This window comes from Shimia gijangensis, from assembly GCF_900142085.1.
Classification (GTDB): Bacteria; Pseudomonadota; Alphaproteobacteria; order Rhodobacterales; family Rhodobacteraceae; genus Shimia; species Shimia gijangensis.
The window spans coordinates 71,227-91,314 of sequence record NZ_FQZQ01000007.1; the positions used below are offsets into that span (position 1 = coordinate 71,227).

Annotated in this window: 21 protein-coding genes and 1 tRNA gene; 15 read left to right on the forward strand and 7 right to left on the reverse strand. The window is 56.7% G+C overall.

Annotation, left to right across the window (positions count from 1 at the left end):
* Positions 1-74 precede the first annotated feature (74 nt).
* Entirely contained in the window at positions 75-1,382 is a 1,308-nt protein-coding gene (gene hisD / locus BUC32_RS07915) for a histidinol dehydrogenase (protein WP_073251389.1), read from the forward strand.
* Positions 1,383-1,390: 8 nt separating this feature from the next.
* On the opposite strand, the gene BUC32_RS07920 is transcribed toward hisD, so the two are convergent.
* Positions 1,391-1,708 (reverse strand): hypothetical protein, encoded by a 318-nt coding sequence (locus BUC32_RS07920; RefSeq protein ID WP_073251391.1) that lies wholly within the window; start codon positions 1,706-1,708, stop codon positions 1,391-1,393.
* Positions 1,709-1,853: 145 nt separating this feature from the next.
* A complete protein-coding gene (locus BUC32_RS07925) occupies positions 1,854-2,414 on the reverse strand; it encodes a hypothetical protein (protein ID WP_139280679.1) in 561 nt (186 codons plus the stop codon).
* A 227-nt stretch (positions 2,415-2,641) separates the two neighbouring features.
* Here BUC32_RS07925 and BUC32_RS07930 point away from each other — a divergent pair, with 227 nt between their 5' ends.
* From BUC32_RS07930 to BUC32_RS07955, 6 genes are all read left to right on the forward strand, one after another.
* Positions 2,642-2,962: an antibiotic biosynthesis monooxygenase family protein gene (locus BUC32_RS07930; RefSeq protein ID WP_073251394.1), complete on the forward strand. Its 321-nt coding sequence runs from the start codon at positions 2,642-2,644 to the stop codon at positions 2,960-2,962.
* Positions 2,963-3,038: 76 nt separating this feature from the next.
* A complete protein-coding gene (locus tag BUC32_RS07935; RefSeq protein ID WP_073251396.1) occupies positions 3,039-3,446 on the forward strand; it encodes a universal stress protein in 408 nt (135 codons plus the stop codon).
* Between the two features lie 24 nt (positions 3,447-3,470).
* Positions 3,471-3,875, forward strand: coding sequence for a universal stress protein (locus tag BUC32_RS07940; RefSeq protein ID WP_073251398.1), 405 nt, complete (start codon positions 3,471-3,473; stop codon positions 3,873-3,875).
* A 100-nt stretch (positions 3,876-3,975) separates the two neighbouring features.
* Positions 3,976-4,398 carry a hypothetical protein gene (locus BUC32_RS07945; protein ID WP_073251399.1) on the forward strand — a complete coding sequence of 141 codons (423 nt, stop codon included), beginning with the start codon at positions 3,976-3,978 and terminating at the stop codon, positions 4,396-4,398.
* A gap of 78 nt (positions 4,399-4,476) precedes the next feature.
* Positions 4,477-5,292, forward strand: coding sequence for a sugar phosphate isomerase/epimerase family protein (locus BUC32_RS07950; protein ID WP_073251401.1), 816 nt, complete (start codon positions 4,477-4,479; stop codon positions 5,290-5,292).
* A 453-nt stretch (positions 5,293-5,745) separates the two neighbouring features.
* Positions 5,746-6,315, forward strand: coding sequence for an NYN domain-containing protein (locus BUC32_RS07955; protein ID WP_083599276.1), 570 nt, complete (start codon positions 5,746-5,748; stop codon positions 6,313-6,315).
* A gap of 15 nt (positions 6,316-6,330) precedes the next feature.
* Here BUC32_RS07955 and uvrB read toward each other — a convergent pair whose 3' ends face one another.
* Positions 6,331-8,520, reverse strand: a complete 2,190-nt coding sequence (gene uvrB, locus BUC32_RS07960) for an excinuclease ABC subunit UvrB (RefSeq protein WP_073251403.1) — start codon at positions 8,518-8,520, stop codon at positions 6,331-6,333.
* A gap of 106 nt (positions 8,521-8,626) precedes the next feature.
* On the opposite strand from uvrB, the gene BUC32_RS07965 reads away from it, so the two are divergent.
* From BUC32_RS07965 to BUC32_RS07980, 4 genes are all read left to right on the forward strand, one after another.
* Positions 8,627-8,905, forward strand: a complete 279-nt coding sequence (locus BUC32_RS07965) for a hypothetical protein (RefSeq protein WP_073251405.1) — start codon at positions 8,627-8,629, stop codon at positions 8,903-8,905.
* Between the two features lie 425 nt (positions 8,906-9,330).
* Positions 9,331-9,642 (forward strand): ETC complex I subunit, encoded by a 312-nt coding sequence (locus BUC32_RS07970; protein ID WP_073251407.1) that lies wholly within the window; start codon positions 9,331-9,333, stop codon positions 9,640-9,642.
* 160 nt (positions 9,643-9,802) lie between these two features.
* Positions 9,803-9,879: transfer RNA gene (locus tag BUC32_RS07975), tRNA-Arg, on the forward strand.
* Positions 9,880-9,978: 99 nt separating this feature from the next.
* A complete protein-coding gene (locus BUC32_RS07980; protein ID WP_073251409.1) occupies positions 9,979-10,581 on the forward strand; it encodes a DUF502 domain-containing protein in 603 nt (200 codons plus the stop codon).
* A 24-nt stretch (positions 10,582-10,605) separates the two neighbouring features.
* On the opposite strand, the gene BUC32_RS07985 is transcribed toward BUC32_RS07980, so the two are convergent.
* The 3 genes from BUC32_RS07985 to fsa all read right to left on the reverse strand — a co-directional run bounded on the left by BUC32_RS07985 (position 10,606) and on the right by fsa (position 13,052).
* Positions 10,606-11,520: a tyrosine recombinase XerC gene (locus BUC32_RS07985; RefSeq protein WP_083599277.1), complete on the reverse strand. Its 915-nt coding sequence runs from the start codon at positions 11,518-11,520 to the stop codon at positions 10,606-10,608.
* On the reverse strand, positions 11,517-12,224 hold the full coding sequence (locus tag BUC32_RS07990) for a DUF484 family protein (RefSeq protein WP_073251413.1): 708 nt from the start codon (positions 12,222-12,224) through the stop codon (positions 11,517-11,519). Before BUC32_RS07990 ends, BUC32_RS07985 begins: the two co-directional genes overlap by 4 nt.
* Positions 12,225-12,398: 174 nt before the next feature.
* The gene (fsa, locus tag BUC32_RS07995; protein WP_073251415.1) at positions 12,399-13,052 is read right to left on the reverse strand and encodes a fructose-6-phosphate aldolase; all 654 of its coding nucleotides are present in this window, start codon (positions 13,050-13,052) and stop codon (positions 12,399-12,401) included.
* A gap of 116 nt (positions 13,053-13,168) precedes the next feature.
* Here fsa and BUC32_RS08000 point away from each other — a divergent pair, with 116 nt between their 5' ends.
* Together BUC32_RS08000 and BUC32_RS08005 are read left to right on the forward strand one after the other, a co-directional pair.
* Complete coding sequence (locus tag BUC32_RS08000) at positions 13,169-15,364, forward strand: primosomal protein N' (protein WP_073251417.1); 2,196 nt, start codon at positions 13,169-13,171, stop codon at positions 15,362-15,364.
* Between the two features lie 135 nt (positions 15,365-15,499).
* On the forward strand, positions 15,500-16,270 hold the full coding sequence (locus BUC32_RS08005; protein ID WP_073251419.1) for a glucose 1-dehydrogenase: 771 nt from the start codon (positions 15,500-15,502) through the stop codon (positions 16,268-16,270).
* Between the two features lie 9 nt (positions 16,271-16,279).
* Here BUC32_RS08005 and BUC32_RS08010 read toward each other — a convergent pair whose 3' ends face one another.
* A complete protein-coding gene (locus BUC32_RS08010; RefSeq protein ID WP_073251421.1) occupies positions 16,280-17,344 on the reverse strand; it encodes a YeeE/YedE family protein in 1,065 nt (354 codons plus the stop codon).
* A gap of 126 nt (positions 17,345-17,470) precedes the next feature.
* Between BUC32_RS08010 and BUC32_RS08015 the strand changes: the two genes are divergently transcribed.
* The gene (locus tag BUC32_RS08015) at positions 17,471-18,703 is read left to right on the forward strand and encodes an MFS transporter (RefSeq protein WP_073251423.1); all 1,233 of its coding nucleotides are present in this window, start codon (positions 17,471-17,473) and stop codon (positions 18,701-18,703) included.
* Positions 18,704-18,706: 3 nt separating this feature from the next.
* On the forward strand, positions 18,707-20,038 hold the full coding sequence (locus BUC32_RS08020; protein WP_073251425.1) for an MATE family efflux transporter: 1,332 nt from the start codon (positions 18,707-18,709) through the stop codon (positions 20,036-20,038).
* The last annotated feature ends 50 nt before the right edge of the window (positions 20,039-20,088 follow it).

Below are 20,088 nucleotides of genomic sequence, written 5' to 3' on the forward strand. Positions count from 1 at the left end.
TTTGCTTTTTGTGAAACTGTGCAGGCGATGCGTCAAGCCCTGAATTTGCCCCGTAGCCCCCATGAGGTTCCCCAATGGCCGTAACATATCTTAAGAAATCTCTTGGGCTGGCGCCCGAAGGCCAGGCTGATACCGAAGATCTGGTCCGCGTCATGCTGGCGCGGATACGCACAAATGGCGAAGATGCGGCAATAGAATACGCCCGCAGGTTTGACCAATGGAACGGCCCGGTTGTAGTCGGGCCAGACGAAATGGCCGAAGCGGCCAAAAGGGTGCCTGAAAAACTGCGCGACAATATTCGCTATGCCCACGATAACATCCGGGTATTTGCCCAAGCCCAACTGTCCAGTGTTTCAGATTTTGAAATAGAAATTCGCCCAGGATTAAAGGCCGGACAACGCCAGCTCGCTTTGGGGGCGGCGGGGTGTTACGTGCCCGGAGGCCGCTATAGCCATATTGCCAGCGCATTGATGACGATCACCACGGCGCGGGTTGCGGGGGTGGCCGATGTCACGGCCTGCTCGCCGCCGCGCAAAGACGAAGGCATCCCGGCCTCGATCCTTTACGCCATGGGTGTTGCAGGAGCAGACCGCGCGCTTGCGCTGGGCGGGGTTCAGGGGGTCGCCGCAATGGCCCAAGGTCTTTTTGGGGCGACACCCGCGGATATTCTGGTCGGTCCGGGCAATCAGTTTGTTGCCGAAGCCAAGCGACAATTGTTCGGGGGCGTCGGGATCGACATGTTTGCGGGGCCAACGGATTCCATGGTTCTGGCAGATGCATCGGCAGATCCCGAGATCGTCGCGTGGGATTTGGTCGGGCAGGCCGAGCATGGGTTTAATTCTCCGGTTTGGCTGGCCACGGATAGCCGGACTTTGGCCGATGCTGTCATGGCCCGAGTGCCGGAGTGCATTGCAGAACTTCCCGAACCCAACCGCACAAATGCCTATGAGGCATGGAACGTGTTGGGAGAGGTCATGTTGTGTGATACACGCGAAGATATGGCCGATATTGCAGATACTTACGGGCCAGAACACCTGCATGTGCAAGCGGGTGATCTTGATTGGTGGCGTCTCCGGTTGCGGTCTTACGGGTCGTTGTTCTTGGGCGAATTGACGACCGTGCCATTTGGCGACAAGGCGTCTGGCCCAAACCATGTGCTGCCCACGTCAGGAGCTGCGCGCTATACCGGCGGGCTGTCCGTGCATAAGTTTCTGAAAACGGTCACGTGGCAAACTGTTGACGAAAACGCTTTGCCAGACTTGGCGCGGGTCAGCGGTGAGATTTCGCGCCAAGAGGGCATGATTGGCCATGCGCGGAGTTCAGAAATCCGATTGGAAAAGTTCGTTCATCCCCCAAAGTTGGCGGCTACCGGAGGCGGATGACAGCAGGCTCAGAGGTGGCTGCAGGAGGCTGCAAAGACGGATCCGAACTCTTTATAACGCTTCCAGAATTTTTCGTTGCTTCGGTTGTCTGACTGGCGGATTTCTTGCGCCTTGTGCGGGTCTTTGAAAAAGGATGCGGCGAGCTTCTGATCTCGGCGTGAAAGATTCTGATTGGCGACATTTTGCAAACAGCGGCACAGCTTGCGCGACTTGGCTTTTCGATCCGATTTCATACACGCATTGGACAAGGTCCCTGCGACAGCGGGTGCCGGGGCTGCGTGTAGTAAAAGGATCGCCACCAGCAAAGCGCTGAAAATGGTCTTCATGGGTCAGCCTCGATTTTTCGTGCGCATGGCCCCGTGTTTTCACGATGTCCCGGAACGCAAATCCTGTGCGCCAATTATGCCCCAAGCATCGAGTGATTTCAATTCACCGTTCCTTGAAAATGAAACGCTGGCGGGCGGGCGGGTGTCAGTATTCGCGCCAAAGACCAATCTTGAGCGCTGTTGAACGGTTTTTATAGGCGACAACACCTGTAATCAAATGGAACTCATCGCCAAACCGATAGGCCAATCCGGGTGTCACAGAGACCGAAGTGCCCTGACCCGATGGCTTTTCGACGGTGGCCTGAAGCATAAGCTTAATGCGCTGACCATGGTTTAGTCCAAGGGTCGTTTCTACCTTTGCCAGGCTGGTGTTGTCGCTTGGCTTGTAGCCGTAGGTCGCATCCACCGCGACCCATCCACCCTGATATAATCCGATGCCCCGTCCCCAGGAAAGGCCCGGCCGCAGGGCAAACGATTGTCCAGATGTACTGCCCAGCACCCCGCCCAAAGCGATCTCGGCAGCCACCCGGCCACCGCCTTGTCTTTGCCAGACGGACGTGCGTGCAAACAGCAAGGCCGAACTGTACCCAAGCATGTCTGTCCCCGCATCAAGCCCAACCGTCCACCGCTCAGACAAGCCCATTTCGTAATAGACACTGCTGTAGGGATTGGTCTGCCCCCCTTCGAAAGCCGTTTCAATGGACATGGATAAAAACTGGCCTCCCTTGGCACGAAGCCAAGGTCCCGCTGATGCAGGGGAGCAAAGCAAACAAAGGATAAACAGCAGGCGCTTCATGAAAACCTCTGGTTAACCAATTGGGAATGATGGTGAATTTTACGTTAACAAACGGCAGAAAAGTTCCAAATAACGACCATACTCTCTGGTCAGTTCTACATCTTGTGGTCTAAGCTGGTCTCATGAGGAGGAACCCCATGCCCAAAATTTCCAAGGATGCAACGCTTCAAACCGTCATCACAACTTTTGAGATGACTCCCGGAACATGCCAGGACCTGATGGATGCGCTTACCGAAGCCTATGACGATTTCATTTCCAAACAGCCGGGTTTTATTGCGGCAGGCTTGCATGTGAATGATGCGCAGACCCGCATTGCAAATTATTCCCAGTGGGAGCGACGCGAAGATTTTCAGGCCATGTTGCGGACCCAGGAAATGCGTGACCGAAACCGCAATATCAACCAGCTTTGCCGCAGCTTTGAGCCGGTCATGTACGAAGTGGCTGCGGCTTTTGACTAGATGCTTCATCTGACTTGAATCAAGGCCTTTGGCTCCATCTTTGAATATGGTGAGGCCGTACCGAAGGAGTATCGAGATGTACAAACACATCCTTTTGCCCGTGTCCTTTGAGGATCACCGAAACACCGCCGCTGCGGTGTCCATCGCTCGCAAGTTAAAGGGCGATGGCGGCAAAGTGACCATGTTGCACGTCATGGAACAAATTCCTTCTTATGTTGTGAACTATGTTCCCGAAGGATTTCACGAAAAAGCCAAAGAGGCGATCGTGCAGTCTTTGGCCGATCTGGCCGGGGACATGGAAAATGTCGAAGGCGTTGTTGTGGACGGACACTCAGGACGCACTATCCTTGATTGGGCCGCATCCAATCAGGTTGACCTGATCGTCATCGCCTCTCATCGCCCAGGTATGGCGGATTACCTATTGGGTAGCACAGCAGCCCAAGTGGTACGCCACGCGAAATGCGCGGTTCATGTGGTGCGTTGAGCGCGCCAGAACAGGAGAAAAGCTATGTATAAGAAAATCTTGGTTCCGATTGCAAATGATCACGACCCGCATACCGCGGAAGCCCTGACCATTGCCAGATTGCTGGCGGATGAAGGTGGCAGCATCACCGCGTTGACCGTGGTTGAGGCGATCCCAGAGTATATTGCCGTACAGCTCCCGGAAGGTCAGATCGAGAAAACCCACAATTCGGTTGTTTCGGCGCTTGAGGATGAGATGAAGGGGACTGAGGTCAATGTGGTTGTGGTGTCCGGGCATTCCGGCCGCACCATCCTTGATTGGGCAGGCGAGAACGGTGTCGACTGCATTGTGATGGCATCCCACCGTCCAGGTCTGAGCGATTACTTCCTTGGATCAACCGCCGCACGCGTGGTACGCCATGCGCAATGTGCCGTTCATGTTCTGAGGTAGCTAGGTGATTGTAAGCCGATTTAGAACGACAATTTTTGCGGTCGCACTTGCTGCGACTGCGATACCGTTTGGTGCGCTCAATGCTCAGGAAGGCGATGGGATGGGTCTGTCTGAGGCGCAGACGCACCGCGTCGTTGAGATGCTTCGGACAGGCTTTGACATCTGTGCGACGGTCGAAGTCCTGTACCGCGCAGACTGCTTTCAGCAGGTCTATGCCGGCGGTGCCAAGCTGTTGAGTAATAATGCAGGGTATTGGGAAGCCGAGGTGGCTTTGGCCCGTGTCGGACGTAATCTTTACAATTTTATGCGCGCCAATACCGACAAGAATGCCAAAAAGCTACGCCAGGATGGGATGCGCCTGAAGGCCATCACGCCCGAGGCATTGCCCGCCGCCGTGGACATTTATCGCACCAATGTGGAACGCGCAGAACAATTGCTGCGGGCTGGATCGACGGTCGAGCTCAAATATTTTGAACCCATTGCCGAGCTGGTTGAAAAGCATCTTGGGGATATTCCGAAATAAGGCCAATTACCTGACGCGACATGCTTGACGGCTGCGGTTTTGCCGCCGACGTTGGGCCTATGTCGAAGGGAGCCTGACATGAGTGATCTACCCGTTGTTGGCGCGCAACTGAGCGTGCTTGATCTGGACCGCCACCGCGATTGGTTGTTTGAGAAAAATCGCGATCTGGAATTGCCGGAATTCTGCATGGCAGATATCTTGCGCAGCCCGGAACCCTTTATCGACATGGCAAAATCCAAGCTGGACGGCTGGACTGGACGGTTGGGCATTCACGGGCCATTTTCCGGGTTTGAACTGCATACAGCCGACCGGGATATCCGCGCCGTGGTGCAAACCCGCATGGATCAGGCGTTGTCCGTGTGCGAGGCGCTGGGGGCGGTGCAAATGGTGATCCATTCGCCTTATGACCCGTGGGATCGCGACAATCTTGATGGGGGCCGTAAGGGCCGTGAAAAGCGGATCAACGATATTCTGGCCACGCTGAAACCCGCTTTGAGCCGGGCTGAGGATTTGGGTGTAGAAATGGTGATGGAAAACATCAAGGATTGCGATCCGGCAGACCGTATGGCGGTGATTGACGCCGCGGACAGCCCCGCTTTGCGCCTGTCGGTTGATACCGGCCACGCCCATTGGGCGCATACGATTGAGGGCGCACCACCGGCGGATCGGTTTATCTCACTGGCCGGAGACAAGTTGGCCCATGTGCACCTGCAAGACACCGATGGCTATGCAGATCGTCACTGGCATCTGGGGGCCGGAAACATCCCCTGGCACGGTGTGATGCAGGCGATTGCCGCGACCAAGGCCAGCCCGCATCTGATTGTCGAGATCAACGATTTCGACCGGGTGGAGGAGAGTGTGAAGCACCTAGAGCGGTTGGGATTGGCCCAGTAGGGCGGGGTTTCACCCCGCCGGTAGGTCGCAATGGCGGGTTGAAACCCCGCCCTGCGGAATGATGACGGCTGGTGCGCTAGAAGGCGCACAGCAGAGGTTTCGTGGCGAAACTTCGTTTATTAACAATTGGTTAATCGCTTTTTCGGTGAGGCGCATTCGTTGAGGATGTGGAGGTTGGACGGGCAGTATCATGTGGAAAACCCGCACCCCTCAAAATGTCACCACGCGACTGACCCGGGGTGGGTGCGGAACGCGCCCGCCGTCTCACCAGAGGCGAGCCAAACTCAGGCAGCGCACCTTTGGTGCGGCGAGGCGGGTCGGTCGCCTACCCAAATCACAGATTTGGGTTGGTCAAGATCAACAGATGCTGAAGCATTTCAGCAAAATTTCAGTTTTCAGGCTATGGCACGATACATCCCTTGTGATTGAATATTGGACGTGCAAAATCGCCATATGATCGAAAAATCAAAGCTGTTTGAGAAAGCACGGGGAATTCCAGTGGAAAGCACCGCCAGCTTCACCATTTCAGAGATTGATCCCTTTTTTGTTTTGGTGATTTGTGTCGCTGTGGCCGTCTTGATTATAAGCGTAGCGGTAGTTGTGTGGCGCTTTGGATTAAGGCGGAAATGGATTGTCGTGGACGGGTCCAATGTGTTGTTTTGGGACAATCAGAGTCCTTTTCTGGAAACAGTACGCGCCGTTCTTAGCCGTCTTTCAGAGGCTGGGTATTCCCCCATTGTGTTTTTTGATGCCAATGTCGGGTATCTTGTCGGGACGTGTTATTTTTCTCCAAGTGAATTGGAAAAGCACCTTCCGGTTTCCAAAGCTCGAATAATTGTTGCCGAGAAAGGTATTCCGGCTGATCCCTTGGTGATCTCAAAAGCCAAGAGGCTAAAAGCAAGAGTGGTTACCAATGACCGCTTTCGCGACTGGGCTGGAGACTATCCAGAGGTTCAAAACGAAACTTTTTTTGTTCGCGGTCGCATGAACCTCGGTCAGGTAGATTTTGAGATAAAAGGCTAGCTCGAAAGCCTCGATTCAAAACTTCTTCTGCGACTTCCCACGATAGGTCCGCGTCCCTGCTTTCCCCGCCGACGACCGTCCACGCGACTTCTTGGCCGCTTCCCCAGCCGCCTCAACCGCATATTGCCGCGCCATGGGGTCATCGGCGACTGCCAAGTCCACTGCCTCCAAACGCTTCACCTCATCGCGCAGCCTTGCGGCCTCTTCGAACTCGAGGTTCTCAGCCGCTTTGCGCATGTCGGTGCGCAGACCGTCCAGAACGGCTTCCAAATTCGCGCCATGCAGCGGGTTGTCGATCTTGGCGGTGACGCGGTTCATATCCGTGTCGCCTTTGTAGAGGCCTGAAAGAACATCCTCGACGTTCTTTTTCACCGTCGCGGGCGTGATGCCATGCTCAACGTTGTAAGCCTCTTGGCGGGCGCGTCGGCGGTCGGTTTCGCCAATTGCGCGCTCCATCGATCCGGTGATGCGGTCGGCGTACATGATGACCCGACCTTCGACGTTACGTGCCGCGCGACCTGTGGTCTGAATGAGCGAGGTTTCGGACCGCAAGAAGCCCTCTTTGTCGGCGTCCAGAATGGCCACCAACCCGCATTCAGGGATATCCAACCCCTCGCGCAGCAGGTTGATACCAATCAGCACGTCAAACGCGCCGAGCCGCAGGTCGCGCAGGATTTCGATGCGTTCCAGTGTGTCGATATCAGAGTGCATATAGCGCACGCGAATGCCCTGTTCGTGCAAGTATTCGGTCAGGTCCTCGGCCATGCGTTTGGTCAGCGTGGTCACAAGCGTGCGGAAACCTCTGTCGGCCACTTTGCGCACTTCATCCAGCAAGTCGTCGACCTGCATGCCGACGGGGCGGATTTCAATCTGAGGGTCCAAGAGGCCAGTGGGGCGGATCACCTGTTCGGCAAACACACCGCCAGATTGCTCCAGCTCCCATTTTGATGGGGTGGCGGAAACAAACACCGATTGCGGTCGCATGGCGTCCCATTCCTCGAACTTCAGAGGGCGGTTGTCCATACAAGAGGGCAGGCGGAAGCCATGTTCTGCAAGGGTAAACTTGCGGCGATAGTCGCCTTTATACATACCGCCAATCTGAGGCACCGAGACGTGGCTTTCGTCGGCGAAGACAATGGCATTGTCGGGGATGAATTCAAACAGGGTGGGGGGCGGCTCACCGGGCGCCCGCCCCGTGAGGTAACGCGAATAGTTCTCGATGCCGTTGCAATGGCCTGTCGCCTCAAGCATTTCGATATCAAAGTTTGTGCGCTGCTCCAGCCGCTGTGCTTCGAGCAGCTTAGCGTCATTCACAAGCATATCGAGCCGCTGGCGCAGTTCTTTCTTAATGCTGATGACGGCCTGATTGAGTGTTGGTTTTGGTGTCACATAGTGCGAGTTGGCGTAGACCCGGATCTTGTCCATCGTGCCAGTGCGTTCGCCGGTCAGCGGGTCAAACTCGGTGATGGTTTCTAACTCTTCGCCAAAGAACGACAGCTTCCAGGCACGATCTTCGAGGTGGGCGGGGAAAATCTCGAGGGAGTCACCGCGCACCCGAAAGGACCCGCGCTGAAAAGCCTGATCGTTGCGTTTGTATTGTTGGGACACCAGTTCGGCCATGATGTCGCGCTGGTTGTATTCTTTGCCGACCACCAGATCCTGCGTCATTGCCGAATAGGTCTCGACCGAGCCGATGCCGTAGATGCAAGACACCGAAGCGACGATGATCACGTCATCGCGTTCCAAAAGCGCCCGCGTGGCCGAGTGGCGCATGCGGTCGATCTGTTCGTTGATCTGGGATTCTTTCTCGATGTAGGTGTCCGAGCGCGCGACGTAAGCTTCGGGTTGGTAATAGTCGTAGAAGGACACAAAGTATTCGACGGCGTTGTCTGGGAAAAACCCCTTCATCTCGCCATATAGCTGAGCCGCCAGTGTTTTGTTGGGGGCCAGAATGATGGCAGGCCGCTGGGTTTCTTCGATGACCTTGGCCATGGTGTAGGTTTTACCGGTGCCCGTGGCCCCTAAAAGAACCTGATTACGTTCACCTTCGTTGATCGCCTCGGACAGTTCGGCAATGGCCGTCGGCTGGTCGCCTGCGGGTTCAAACTCGGTCGCCATGACAAACCGCTTGCCGCCCTCCAGTTTGGGCAGGGCGGTCACCGGTTTGGCGACGGGGGCGGAAGAATCGGTATGGACATGCGGCATCGTAGGGGATTCCTTTGGGTTCCTTAGATTTGATCTCTTTTTGTTCTTGTTCAAGCCCTGTTTGGTGATCCTGCTGACTGTGATAGTCAGGAGAGCGGAGGGGATCATGACCGATTTAGATCAGATACCGTGGCAGCAGCGTGATGCGCATGGCGATCTTGTTCTGGAAATGCGTTCGACCAGGCGCGCGCCCACAGGTGATACCGAAGGATCCCTGACCGAAGAAATTCGCGTTCGCCACAATGATGGTCGGATTTTGCTGGATCGGAAGGTAACGCTGCATTGGCAGCATTTCGGCCAGATCAACGCGGGATTTTCAGATGATGGTGCGTCGGTTGTGGTGACCACGTCGGCTGGGCGGGACCGAGTCTGGGCGTTGAGTTAACGAATCTGTCCGAATTTTGCAGGTCTCAAGAAGCCCAAAAACGAATCTTCTTTACCTATGGTAATGCTGCAGATGCAGAAAAGACGCCAACTAGAGTCAATTGCTGATGATTTCCCTGACGTAAGGGGATGAATTGGCATGTTTTTTGTCCGAATGGACAATTTTTGCAAAGAAAATGCGGCATGTGCGAAATAATTAAACCTAGGTGCTTGATAAATGTTTCAATTGATCGGTATCATTTGCGTGCAAGCAGCAGTTCTTGGTTGTTGACCGGCCGCACTTACACCCCTCGCTCCCCGTGGCAAGGACGGCAACCAAGGCTGCTTGCGGCACTTTATCCCCCCCAATTCCCTTGGATTAACGCAATCGGCGCTTGCCCGCGCGAGGGGAATCCCGGATAAAGCAGGAAGACCAAGGAGATTGCCATGATCGCGCGCATTTATCAGCCCGCCCGCAACGCCATGACGTCTGGCCAAGCCAAGACGAAGAACTGGGTGTTGGAATTCGGACCCTCCGAGGCAAAAGAAGTGGACCCACTAATGGGCTGGACCGGATCAGGCGATACTCAGACCCAGGTCAAAATGCGGTTCGCCTCAAAACAAGCCGCGCTGGATTATGCCAAGGAAAATGGCATCGAGGCGCAGGTCGTGGATCCCAATAAACGCAAGCCGAACATTCGCTCAGGTGGCTATGGCGAAAACTTTGCCACAAACCGCCGCGGGCCGTGGACGCACTAAGACGTCCAAAGGCTTTGATGAACCCGCCCTTTGGCGGGTTTTTTCGTGGGCGCGGTAAATTCCAGGTTCTCTGACGTGTCATTGGCGCCAAAATGTTGACTTAAGGCGTCACAAACCCTCTGGGCAAAGCGAGCGCAGTGGATTAGGTAATTGACCACGCGGTCCCGTAGCTCAACTGGATAGAGCACCTGACTTCTAATCAGGGGGTTGGGGGTTCGAGTCCTCCCGGGATCGCCAATGCTTCAACACACCGTTGCTAAGGCATTTCAATGCTTGGCTGACTATGGCTTGTCGTGCATGCTTGCCCTCGGATGCGGCGAGGGGAGAGTCGGAAAAATGCTGAAAAACGTTCTATTTCGTGGGGTTTTGTTTCTGATCCCAATTGGGTTTCTGTCAGTTATCTTGGTGCATCTTTTTAGGATCACAACGTCTGTGGCCGAACTCGCGGATCAGATCATTCCGGTTGACCGGGTCGCGGGCGTCGGGTTGACCAGTATTCTGGCTGTCGTGTTTCTGGTGATACTATGCCTGTTGGCCGGATTGATTTCTTATCTGTCATTCATCAATGAAAAAGTGCTCAAACTGGACCGAATTTTGGCCGGAAACATGCCGGGTTACAGTTTTATTAGAGGCATGTTTGGCAGCGCCAGCCAGTCTGGCGACGAATTGGATGCGCTCAAACCTGTTTTGGTAACCTATGATGACACCCGAACCCTAGCCTTTGAGGTCGAAAGAGCAGACGCGTTGGTTGTGGTCTTTCACCCGGATATCCCAACAGTTCTGGCCGGTCAGATCGCAGTGGTTGATGCAAGCCGGGTGACACCGATACCGATACCGGCGCATCAAATTCTGGCGATTTTGCGCACCCATGGGCGCGGAATGGGTAAAATTTTGCAAACCATGGCTGAGCCTAAGGCCAAGACTGACCCCAAGGCCTGAGGTGCAAGGCATGAATAGTAAGGCTCAGGCTTTCGGGTGTGTCTTGTTGTAGACATCCATCAGGCGGGCGGTATCGACGGCTGTATAGGCTTGTGTTGTCGAGAGCGAGGCATGTCCCAAAAGTTCCTGAATGGCGCGCAGATCGCCGCCAGCCTCGAGGAGATGGGTGGCAAAGCTGTGGCGCATGGCATGTGGCGTCGCTGTTGCAGGCAGGCCCAGCTGCATGCGGGTGGCCTGCATTGCACCCGACAGGACGCGGGGCGACAGCCGACCCCCTCTGGCACCGCGAAACAAAGGCGCGTCGGGTTCCAGTGGATAGGGGCATTGGGCGAGATAGCCATCGACAGCGGCGCGTGCGGCATCAATCACAGGGACGATGCGTTCTTTGCCACCTTTGCCCACAATGCGCAGGGTTTGCGGCAAGGGCGCGTCCGATCCATTTAGCCCCAAAGCCTCGGAGATGCGCAGGCCGCAGCCATACAACAGGGTGACAACCGCCACATCGCGCGCACCGACCCATGGCTTTTGGGATTGCATCTCGATCGTGTCTATCACCGCGCGGGCCGAGTCTTCGTCCAGCGGGCGTGGCAGTTTACGCTGAAATTTGGGCGCTCGGGTGGACAATACGGCGGTGGGATCAAAGTCTTCACGTTCCGCCAGCCAGCGGAAAAAGCTTTTGACCGCAGAGAGTTTGCGGGCCAGCGATCTGGGCCCGACGCCGGTTGCCCGTGTGCGTGCCATCCAGGCCCGCATGTCCGGCACGCGAATGGACTTTAGCGCTGTGAGGCCCTGAGCCTGACCCAGGTGTTCGGTCATAAAGGCAAGGAAATCCACTACGTCAGCGCGATACGCCGTCAGTGTGTTTTCGGCCACACCACCCAGAGCGGCGCTGCTGGCCAGCCAGTTTTCAAGTGCGTCGGCTGCTGCCGGTGAAATCACGACAACCAGCGCCGCATGGCGCGTTCAAAGACGCCTGCAAAAAACGCCAAAAGGTCTGTTCCCTGTTGTGGGGTGAACTGATGTGGGTCTTCCGCCCCCATGACCAGCAGGCCGGGCAGGCGGCCTTCACCGAAATCCAGTTTCAGGCAGGCTTCAGAGCGAATCCAATCAGCAGAGTCACCATAGACATGGGCGTCACCAGACTGCATCTGGCGCAAGGTCACCTGCCGAAGCGGCACGTTGCGCCCACCCGTGATATAGGCGTCAACGAACCCGGTTTCAGCCACCGACAACACATCCCCCAACCGTTTGATGGCGGGGTCGTCTTCGGCTTGTTCGGATTCAAGAACCAGACGCACAGAATCCACACGCAGAATTTCCGCAACTTCTCCGCCAAGGTCCTGCAAGAAGGATTCAAATTCGATCGGATCCAGCATGCGCAGGATGGCGCGATGCACTTGATTGGTGCCTGCAAGGTTTTCGTAAGCGGCGGCAATCACGCTGCGGTGGGTGTCTTCAAGACGATCCAGACGCGCCTCAAGACGTTCCATGGCAATGCCACGCAGGTCGACAATATTGCCACCCATCGTCTTTTCATTGGCGGCAATCAATGCGCGCATCAGATCCTGATCCTCAAGGATCACATCCGGTTCCGAGATGATCTTTTCGCGCAGGGCGTCGTCGATTTGGGGCGTGCTGCTCATGCGTGCCTCTTGTTTGGTTGGCGCGACTCTAGCAGAGGCGCGAAAGGATTTCCTCATCTTTTTTCGTGAGGATTGTCCGAACGTGGGGTAGGGGCGTTGCCCCTCACGTCGCCCTTGCAATGCAAAGGCGACGCTCACCCCGGAGGTTTTTGGAAATCGTGAAAACGAAGCGCATCAGAGAATTTTGATGCCGGCCGCTTTGATGTCCGCCAGAAACGCGTCCAGACCTTTGTCTGTCAGTGGGTGATTGATCATTGCTTTGATGACATTGGGCGGGGCGGTCATCACGTCAGCACCCACCAATGCACATTCGGTGACGTGGTTCACGGTGCGGATCGAAGCGGCAAGAATCTGAGTGTCAAAACCATAGTTGTCATAGATCGAGCGGATGTCGCCGATCAAATCCATACCATCAACGTTGATGTCATCCAGTCGGCCGATAAAGGGCGAGATGAACGTGGCACCAGCCTTGGCAGCCAAAAGCGCCTGATTGGCAGAGAAGCACAAGGTGACATTGACCATATGACCATCGTCGCTCAGCGCTTTACAGGCCTTAAGGCCATCCCATGTCAGGGGCACTTTGACAGCGATGTTGTCGGCAATTTCGACCAGTTTGCGGCCTTCGGCGATCATCTCATCGGCGTCGATGGCGGTGACTTCGGCCGACACCGGCCCGTCAACGAGGTCGCAGATTTCCTTGGTGACTTCGATAATGTCACGGCCGGATTTTTTAATGAGCGAAGGGTTTGTGGTTACACCATCGACCATGCCAAGATCATTCAATTCGGCAATGGCGTCGATTTCGGCGGTATCTACAAAGAATTTCATATGGCAGCGTCCTTTGGTGGGTTGGCCTGAGATTGGCTTGCCTTTACCGCAAGTTTTGAGATGCTGGAACCCCAAAGCGCCAGATCGGCGGGGAATGACCAAAGGCAAGGGCAGGCGTGGACGAACCGGAATTCTTTGAAGAGGGCACATTGGTGGCCGTGTTGACGACACAGCCGCTGGATCGCTTTCTGGATTACAAAGCCCCGGCAGGGGGGTGTTTCCGTGGTGCCTTTGTTGAGGTGCCTCTGGGACCGCGCAAGGTTTTGGGTGTGGTCTGGGGGGCGGGAAAAGGTGGCTTTGACATCGCCAAGGCCCGCAGCGTGAACCGGGTGCTGGACGTGGCGCCGATGCGTGATGAGATGCGTGCCTTTCTGGAGCGTGCCGCAGAATACACTCTGACGCCGCTGCACGCGATGTTGCGGCTGGCCACTCGGGCGCCGGGGCTGTCGGATCCGCCTTCGATGCGCAAGGTTTACAGGCGTGGAGAAGGCGAGCCCGATCGTCAGACTGATGCGCGTCGGCGCGTGATTGAGACGTTGAACGATTATGGCGGGCTGGCCTTTACCCTCAAAGAGCTGAGTGAACTGGCGGGTGTCACGTCCAGTGTGGTCAAAGGGCTGGTAAAACAGGGTGTCGTTCTGGAAGAAGACACACCGCGCGATTTACCGTTCTTCAGGCTAGATCCTGAACACGGCGGCAAACAGCTGACCGAGGATCAGACCATTGGGGCGGATGCGTTGCGCGCAGGGGTGATGTCCGGAAATTATGGCACCACATTGCTGCGTGGTGTCACGGGGTCGGGCAAGACCGAAGTGTACCTTGAGGCAGTGGCCGAGACGCTGCGCATGGGGCGGCAAGCGCTTGTCCTGTTGCCGGAAATTGCGCTGACGGCCGAGTTTCTGACCCGCGTTGAAGAGCGCTTTGGCACCAAACCCGCCGAGTGGCATTCGGGTGTGACGATGACTGAACGGCGGCGGATCTGGAAGATGGTCGGACAGGGTGGTGCGCAACTGGTGATCGGAGCGCGGTCGGCTTTGTTTTTACCCTATCAGAACCTCGGGTTGATCGTGGTCGATGAGGAACATGACACGTCCTACAAACAAGAAGACGGTGTGCTGTACAATGCCCGCGATATGACGGTCCTGCGCGCCAGTATTTGCGGCGCGCGCGTTGTTCTGGCCTCGGCCACGCCTTCCTTGGAAAGCTGGGCCAATGCCGAGGCGGGCAAATACGAAAAACTCGAGCTGACCAGCCGCTATGGCGAGGCGGTGCTGCCTGAAATGCGCACCATCGACATGCGTGTTGAGGATATTCCTCGCAATCGCTGGATTTCGCCCAGCCTGCAAAAGGCAGTTGAGGCGCGCATGGAGCGCGGCGAACAGGCGTTGTTGTTCATCAACCGGCGCGGCTATGCACCGGTGACGATTTGCCGGGCCTGTGGCCATCAGATTGGGTGTGATCATTGTGATGCGCGCATGGTTGAGCACAGATTTCTCAAACGACTGGTCTGCCACCAATGTGGTGAGACCAAGCCGATGCCCGAAGTCTGCCCGTCGTGTCAGGTCGAAGATAAGCTGGCGCCGGTTGGTCCGGGTGTGGAGCGTCTGGCGGAAGAGGCCCAGGCGGTTTTTCCCGATGCGCGCCTTGCGGTGTTGTCGTCAGATCTGTTTGGCTCTGCCCGTGCGCTCAAGGAAGGTATCAATGCAATTGCCGAGGGCGGTGCAGATATTATCATCGGCACGCAACTGGTGGCCAAAGGGCACAATTTCCCGCTGCTTACGCTAGTCGGGGTGATCGATGCGGACCTTGGCCTGCAAGGCTCTGATCTGCGCGCGGCGGAACGCACATTCCAATTGATGCGGCAGGTGGCCGGACGTGCCGGGCGGGCCGAAAAACGGGGTGAAGCAATGTTGCAAACCTTTCAGCCCGAACATCCCGTCATCCGCGCGATTTTGGTTGGTGATGAAGTTGGGTTTTGGAATGCCGAAGCTGGCGAGCGGCGTCAGGCCGGCGTGCCACCTTATGGCCGCATGGCCGGGATCATTCTGTCGTCACCAGACGTGCAGCAGGTGTTTGACCTTGGAAATGCCTTGGCGCGCAACGATGCGGCCCTGCGCGAAATAGGGGCGCAGGTGTTTGGGCCTGCACCCGCGCCGATTGCCCGCGTGCGCGGCCGTCACCGGGTGCGCCTGTTGGTTAAGGCCGACAAGCGCGCGCCCATTCAGGCTGCCATTGCCAAATGGACCGGGCAATTCCGACTCAAGGGTGATATCCGCCTGAGTGTCGATATCGATCCGCAGAGTTTTTATTGAACAAGGCGGCCTTCCGGGAGGGCTGAAGCGGATACTCTGCATAAGAGATCGTAATCGTAGAGGAATGCACTTTTGCACGGTGCAACCACTCGGTAAGCTCATCAGGATTGGAAGCGGAAACTGTGGAGGCGTTTCATGGGACGTGTCGAAGGCAAAGTTGCATTGGTCACTGGTGCGGCGATGGGGCTTGGCAAAGCCATCGCTATGATGCTGAGCAAAGAAGGCGCCAAGCTCATTGTGACGGACATCAATGCGGACGAAGGCCAGCGCACCGCCGATGAGATCAACGCGATGGGCAAAGAGGCACTGTTCCTGCACCACGACGTCGCCGATCCTGCGCGCTGGGTCGACGTGACCGACACTTCTGTCGACCGCTTTGGTCGGCTCGATGTGATGGTCAACAATGCCGGTATCGCACTGGCGGCTGATATCGAGACAACAACTGTAGACGACTGGCGCAAAACCATGGCGATCAACATGGACGGCGTGTTTTACGGCACGCAGCAGGCCGTGCGGGTGATGAAGGCAAACCGCAGCGGGTCAATTATCAACCTGTCTTCAATTGACGGAATTATCGGTGAGGCAGATCTTGCGGCCTACTGCGCCAGCAAGGGCGGTGTGCGCACCTTCACCAAATCTGTGGCGGTGCATTGTGGCGAAGCCGGATATGGCATTCGGGTGAATTCAATTCACCCCGGCTATATCGTGACCGCACAGCACAAAAGCTATCTTACTGCGCTGGGCAAGTATGAGGAAGAGAACGAAAAGGCGCGGGCCCGCCATCCCATCGGTCACCTAGGGGAGCCAGATGACATTGCCTACGGCGCCTTGTACCTGGCCTCGGATGAATCCAAGTTTGTCACCGGTTCAGAGCTGGTGATTGACGGTGGCTATCTCGCCCGCTGACAGGCCGCTTCAGGCGGCGCTGGCGAGGCGGCCACGCTGATCCAACATCAGGCTGGTCACAATCGCCCCCAACCACATTGAGAACAAAGCAACCCAGGCGGTACCTGCAAAGATCGACCCTCCTGTCACACCAGCACCAATCGCACAGCCACCCGCCAACATCGCACCAAAGCCCATCAGAACAGCGCCCGTCATCGCGCGGCGCATGTTGCTTTCACCTTCAAAGCCCTGAAATTTGAATTCGCCGGTGACGATGGCCGCCAAAAACGACCCGATCACCACGCCGGGCACCAGACCGATGTCGAACTCCAGCACCGCGTTGCGATCCAGAAAGAACATCAGCGTGTGGGCCGAGGGACCAGAAAAGGTGGCGCTTTCGATCTGCACCGGGTCAAAGGCGACCTGCGCCAACCCGTAAGTCAGAACCCAGCCAACAGCGACCGCAAAGCCGACGCCCGAAGCAAAGATCAGACGGCTGGCCCCGATGCGGTTTTTGCGCGCGATCAATAGGGCAAGCCCTGCCATGAGCGCACCAAACACAAGGCCGGACAGATCCGGCAGGCCGAGGGCTGCGATCAGGTCGACGTTGCGCCCGCCGCTGGTGATCCAAAGGCTTGCCAGCGTGTCGCGCCATCCTGACAACACGCCTGACAGGCTCATTTGGGCGACCACTGCAAAAATCAAGCCAGATACCACCGAGCGCAGATTGCCATTTGCCGCCAAAACCAAAAGACGGCCCGAACAGCCGCCCGCCAGCACCATGCCAACCCCAAAGATCAAACCACCAAGGATCGCGCCGGACCACGATCCGGGCACCGCCATCATGCGCGCATCCGCCGTATACATCAGCCCCAGCGCCTGAGCGCCCTGCACCCAGACAATTGCGGTTGAAATTGTCAGAAGCCAGACCGCCACCTTGTCGCCCAGCTGCCCGCGGGCAAATTCGACCGTCGCCGCGCGCAGGCAAAACCGCGAGCGCTGTGCCGCGACGCCAAAGATGACGCCGGTGATCAGCCCCAGAACCGCCGCTGCGGGTGCTTCTCCGATGTTTTCAACAAGCGTGAGGATGTCCATGGGAACCCCTTCAAGAATATGAATGGGTCGATATATGCGGGGCAATGTCGCAAACGACTTTGATGCAGATCACAGTTTGTCGCGTTTCGGCTCGCCAATCTGGCGAAAAAGGCCTAAGTGCGACGCATGTTAAGCAAAATGACGCTAGATGAGGCCAGGAGCCTGCCGAAGTGGCGGCAGCCGGTTGGGTTGCTGTTTGTCATGGCCATTGCCATGCCGATTGCGTTTTACGTCTGGTCGGCGCTGTTGAACAACTTTGTGAAAGAAGTGGCGGGCTTTGACGGGTTTGATATCAGCGCCCTGCATTTCGTGCGTGAAATTCCGGGGTTTCTGGCCTTTCTGGTGGTTTTCCTCATCATTGTGATCCGCGAGCAGGTTCTGGGATTGGTGTCGCTGGTCATTCTGGGCATCGGCACCGCCTTTACGGCGTGGTTTCCCAGCCTTCAGGGCTTGCTGGTCCTGACCTTTATCAGCTCGCTTGGCTTTCATTACTACGAGACGGTCAATCAGTCGCTGCAGCTGCAATGGCTCAGCAAAGAGCGGGCGCCGCATGTGCTGGGCTGGCTGATGGGCGCCGGATCAGCCAGCATGCTGGTGGTTTACGTGCTGATCGTTCTGATGTGGGACAGCATGAGCCTGAGCTATAACATTGTCTACATGGTTGGCGGTCTGGTCACGACCGCTATCGCGCTGTTTTGCTTTGTGGCTTACCCGCAATTCGAATCCCCGACGCCGCAGGCCAAGAAGATCGTTCTGCGCAAGCGCTACTGGCTGTATTACGCCCTGCAGTTCATGTCCGGTGCACGGCGCCAGATCATCACGATTTTTGCCGGCTACATGATGGTGGCCAAGTTTGGCCTGGCGGTGCATGAGGTGACCGGTCTTTATCTGATCAACCTTGTGGTCAACACCCTTGCGGCGCCCTTTGTCGGCAAGGCGGTGGCGCGGTTTGGCGAACGGGTCACGCTGATTTTCGAATATGGCGGGCTGGTTCTGGTCTTTCTGGCCTATAGCGGTGTCTACTGGTTTGGCTGGGGGATCCTGGTGGCCTCGGCTCTTTATGTTGTCGACCATATCCTGTTCGGGCTGGCGCTGGCGTTGAAAACCTATTTCCAGAAAATTGCAGACCCTCAGGACATTGCGCCAACGGCGGCCGTGGCCTTTACCATCAACCATATTGCCGCCGTGCTCTTGCCGTTGCCCCTGGGATTGTTGTGGTTGTATTCCCCGGCGGCTGTGTTTTCCGCCGCAGCGGTGATGGCTCTGATCTCATTGGGCCTGTCACTGCTGGTGCCGCGCCACCCTGAAAAGGGCAATGAGACCCGGTTTAGCCAATACCGGACAGCCCCGGCGGAGTAGCACATGCAAACACGCGGGCGCTTTCTGACAGGCTCAACCATGGGCCATGTGGTGCGGATGACGCTCACTGGGGCCACTGGAATTACGTTTGTTTTCCTGATTGATCTGGCCAATCTGTTCTGGGTGTCGCGAATTGGCGATCCCAAACTGGTGGCGGCAATTGGCTATGCCTTTGCTATTCAGTTTTTCTCGGTCAGTTCAGGCGTTGGTCTGATGATTGCTTCAACCGCGCTGGTGTCGCGCCGGATTGGCATGGGGGACCGCGAATCCGCCCGACATATGGCCACCGGATCGATGTTTATCACGGCCGCCAGCCAAGCCGTGGTCGCCGCCTTGATTGTCGGTTTTCGCCTGCCTTTGCTCGATTTGGTCGGGGCCGAGGGGGAAACTAAGATGCTGGCGGCACGGTATCTGGCCATCACAGTACCTTCGCTGGTGATTATGGCGCTGGGGCTGGTGGCATCGGCAGCCTTGCGGGCCGAAGGGGATGGCAAAAGGGCGATGTATGTAACGCTTTGGTCCGGCAGCGTGTCGATGGTGATTGACCCAATCCTGATCCTGACACTGGGGCTGGGGTTAGATGGAGCTGCCTTCGCACTGGTGATTTCCCGGATCACGCTGGCGGGTATGGCGCTGAGGTTCGCGATTGGTACACATAACCTTTTGGCGCTGCCGTCGCTGTGGGGCCTGCGCCAGACGCTGCGCCCGTTCTTTTTGGTGGCGGTGCCTGCAATGATGACCCAGATGTCGACCCCGTTTGGCAACTATCTGCTGACCGGAGTGATTTCCGAATTCGGGGATGATGCCGTGGCTGGCTGGGCTGTGGTCAACCGGCTGACGGTGGTGGCCTTTGGCGGCATTTTTGCCTTGTCCGGGGCGATTGGCGGCATTTTTGGCCAGAACTATGGGGCGCATCAATACGATCGCCTGCGCAGCACCCTGCGGGACTCTTTGATTTTTTGTACAGGGTATACGTTGGTCGCCTGGGCCTTTTTGGCATCTACCTCCGGAATCGTCATCGACGGATTTGCTTTGCGCGGTGATGGCATTGCAGTGTACCGCGCGTTCGCGCTGGTGGGGGCGGGGGGCTTTTTGCTGGTCGGGGCGATGTTCGTGGCCAATGCCGCCTTTAACAATCTTGGCAAACCGACGCGGTCAACGCTGATGAACTGGTTTCGTGATGGTGTACTGACCCTGCCTGCGGCCTTGCTGGGGGCGGCGTGGTTCGGCGCTGTCGGTGTGATTTATGCGCAGTATCTGGTCGGAGCGATTGCCGGGGTGCTCGCGGCCTTTTGGGCACATCGCTATTTGCGAGGGCTCGGGCGCCAGTCTTGACCTGACAGGCCCAAAGGCATAGGGCGCTTGCACGTAGCAAGGAACCTCTG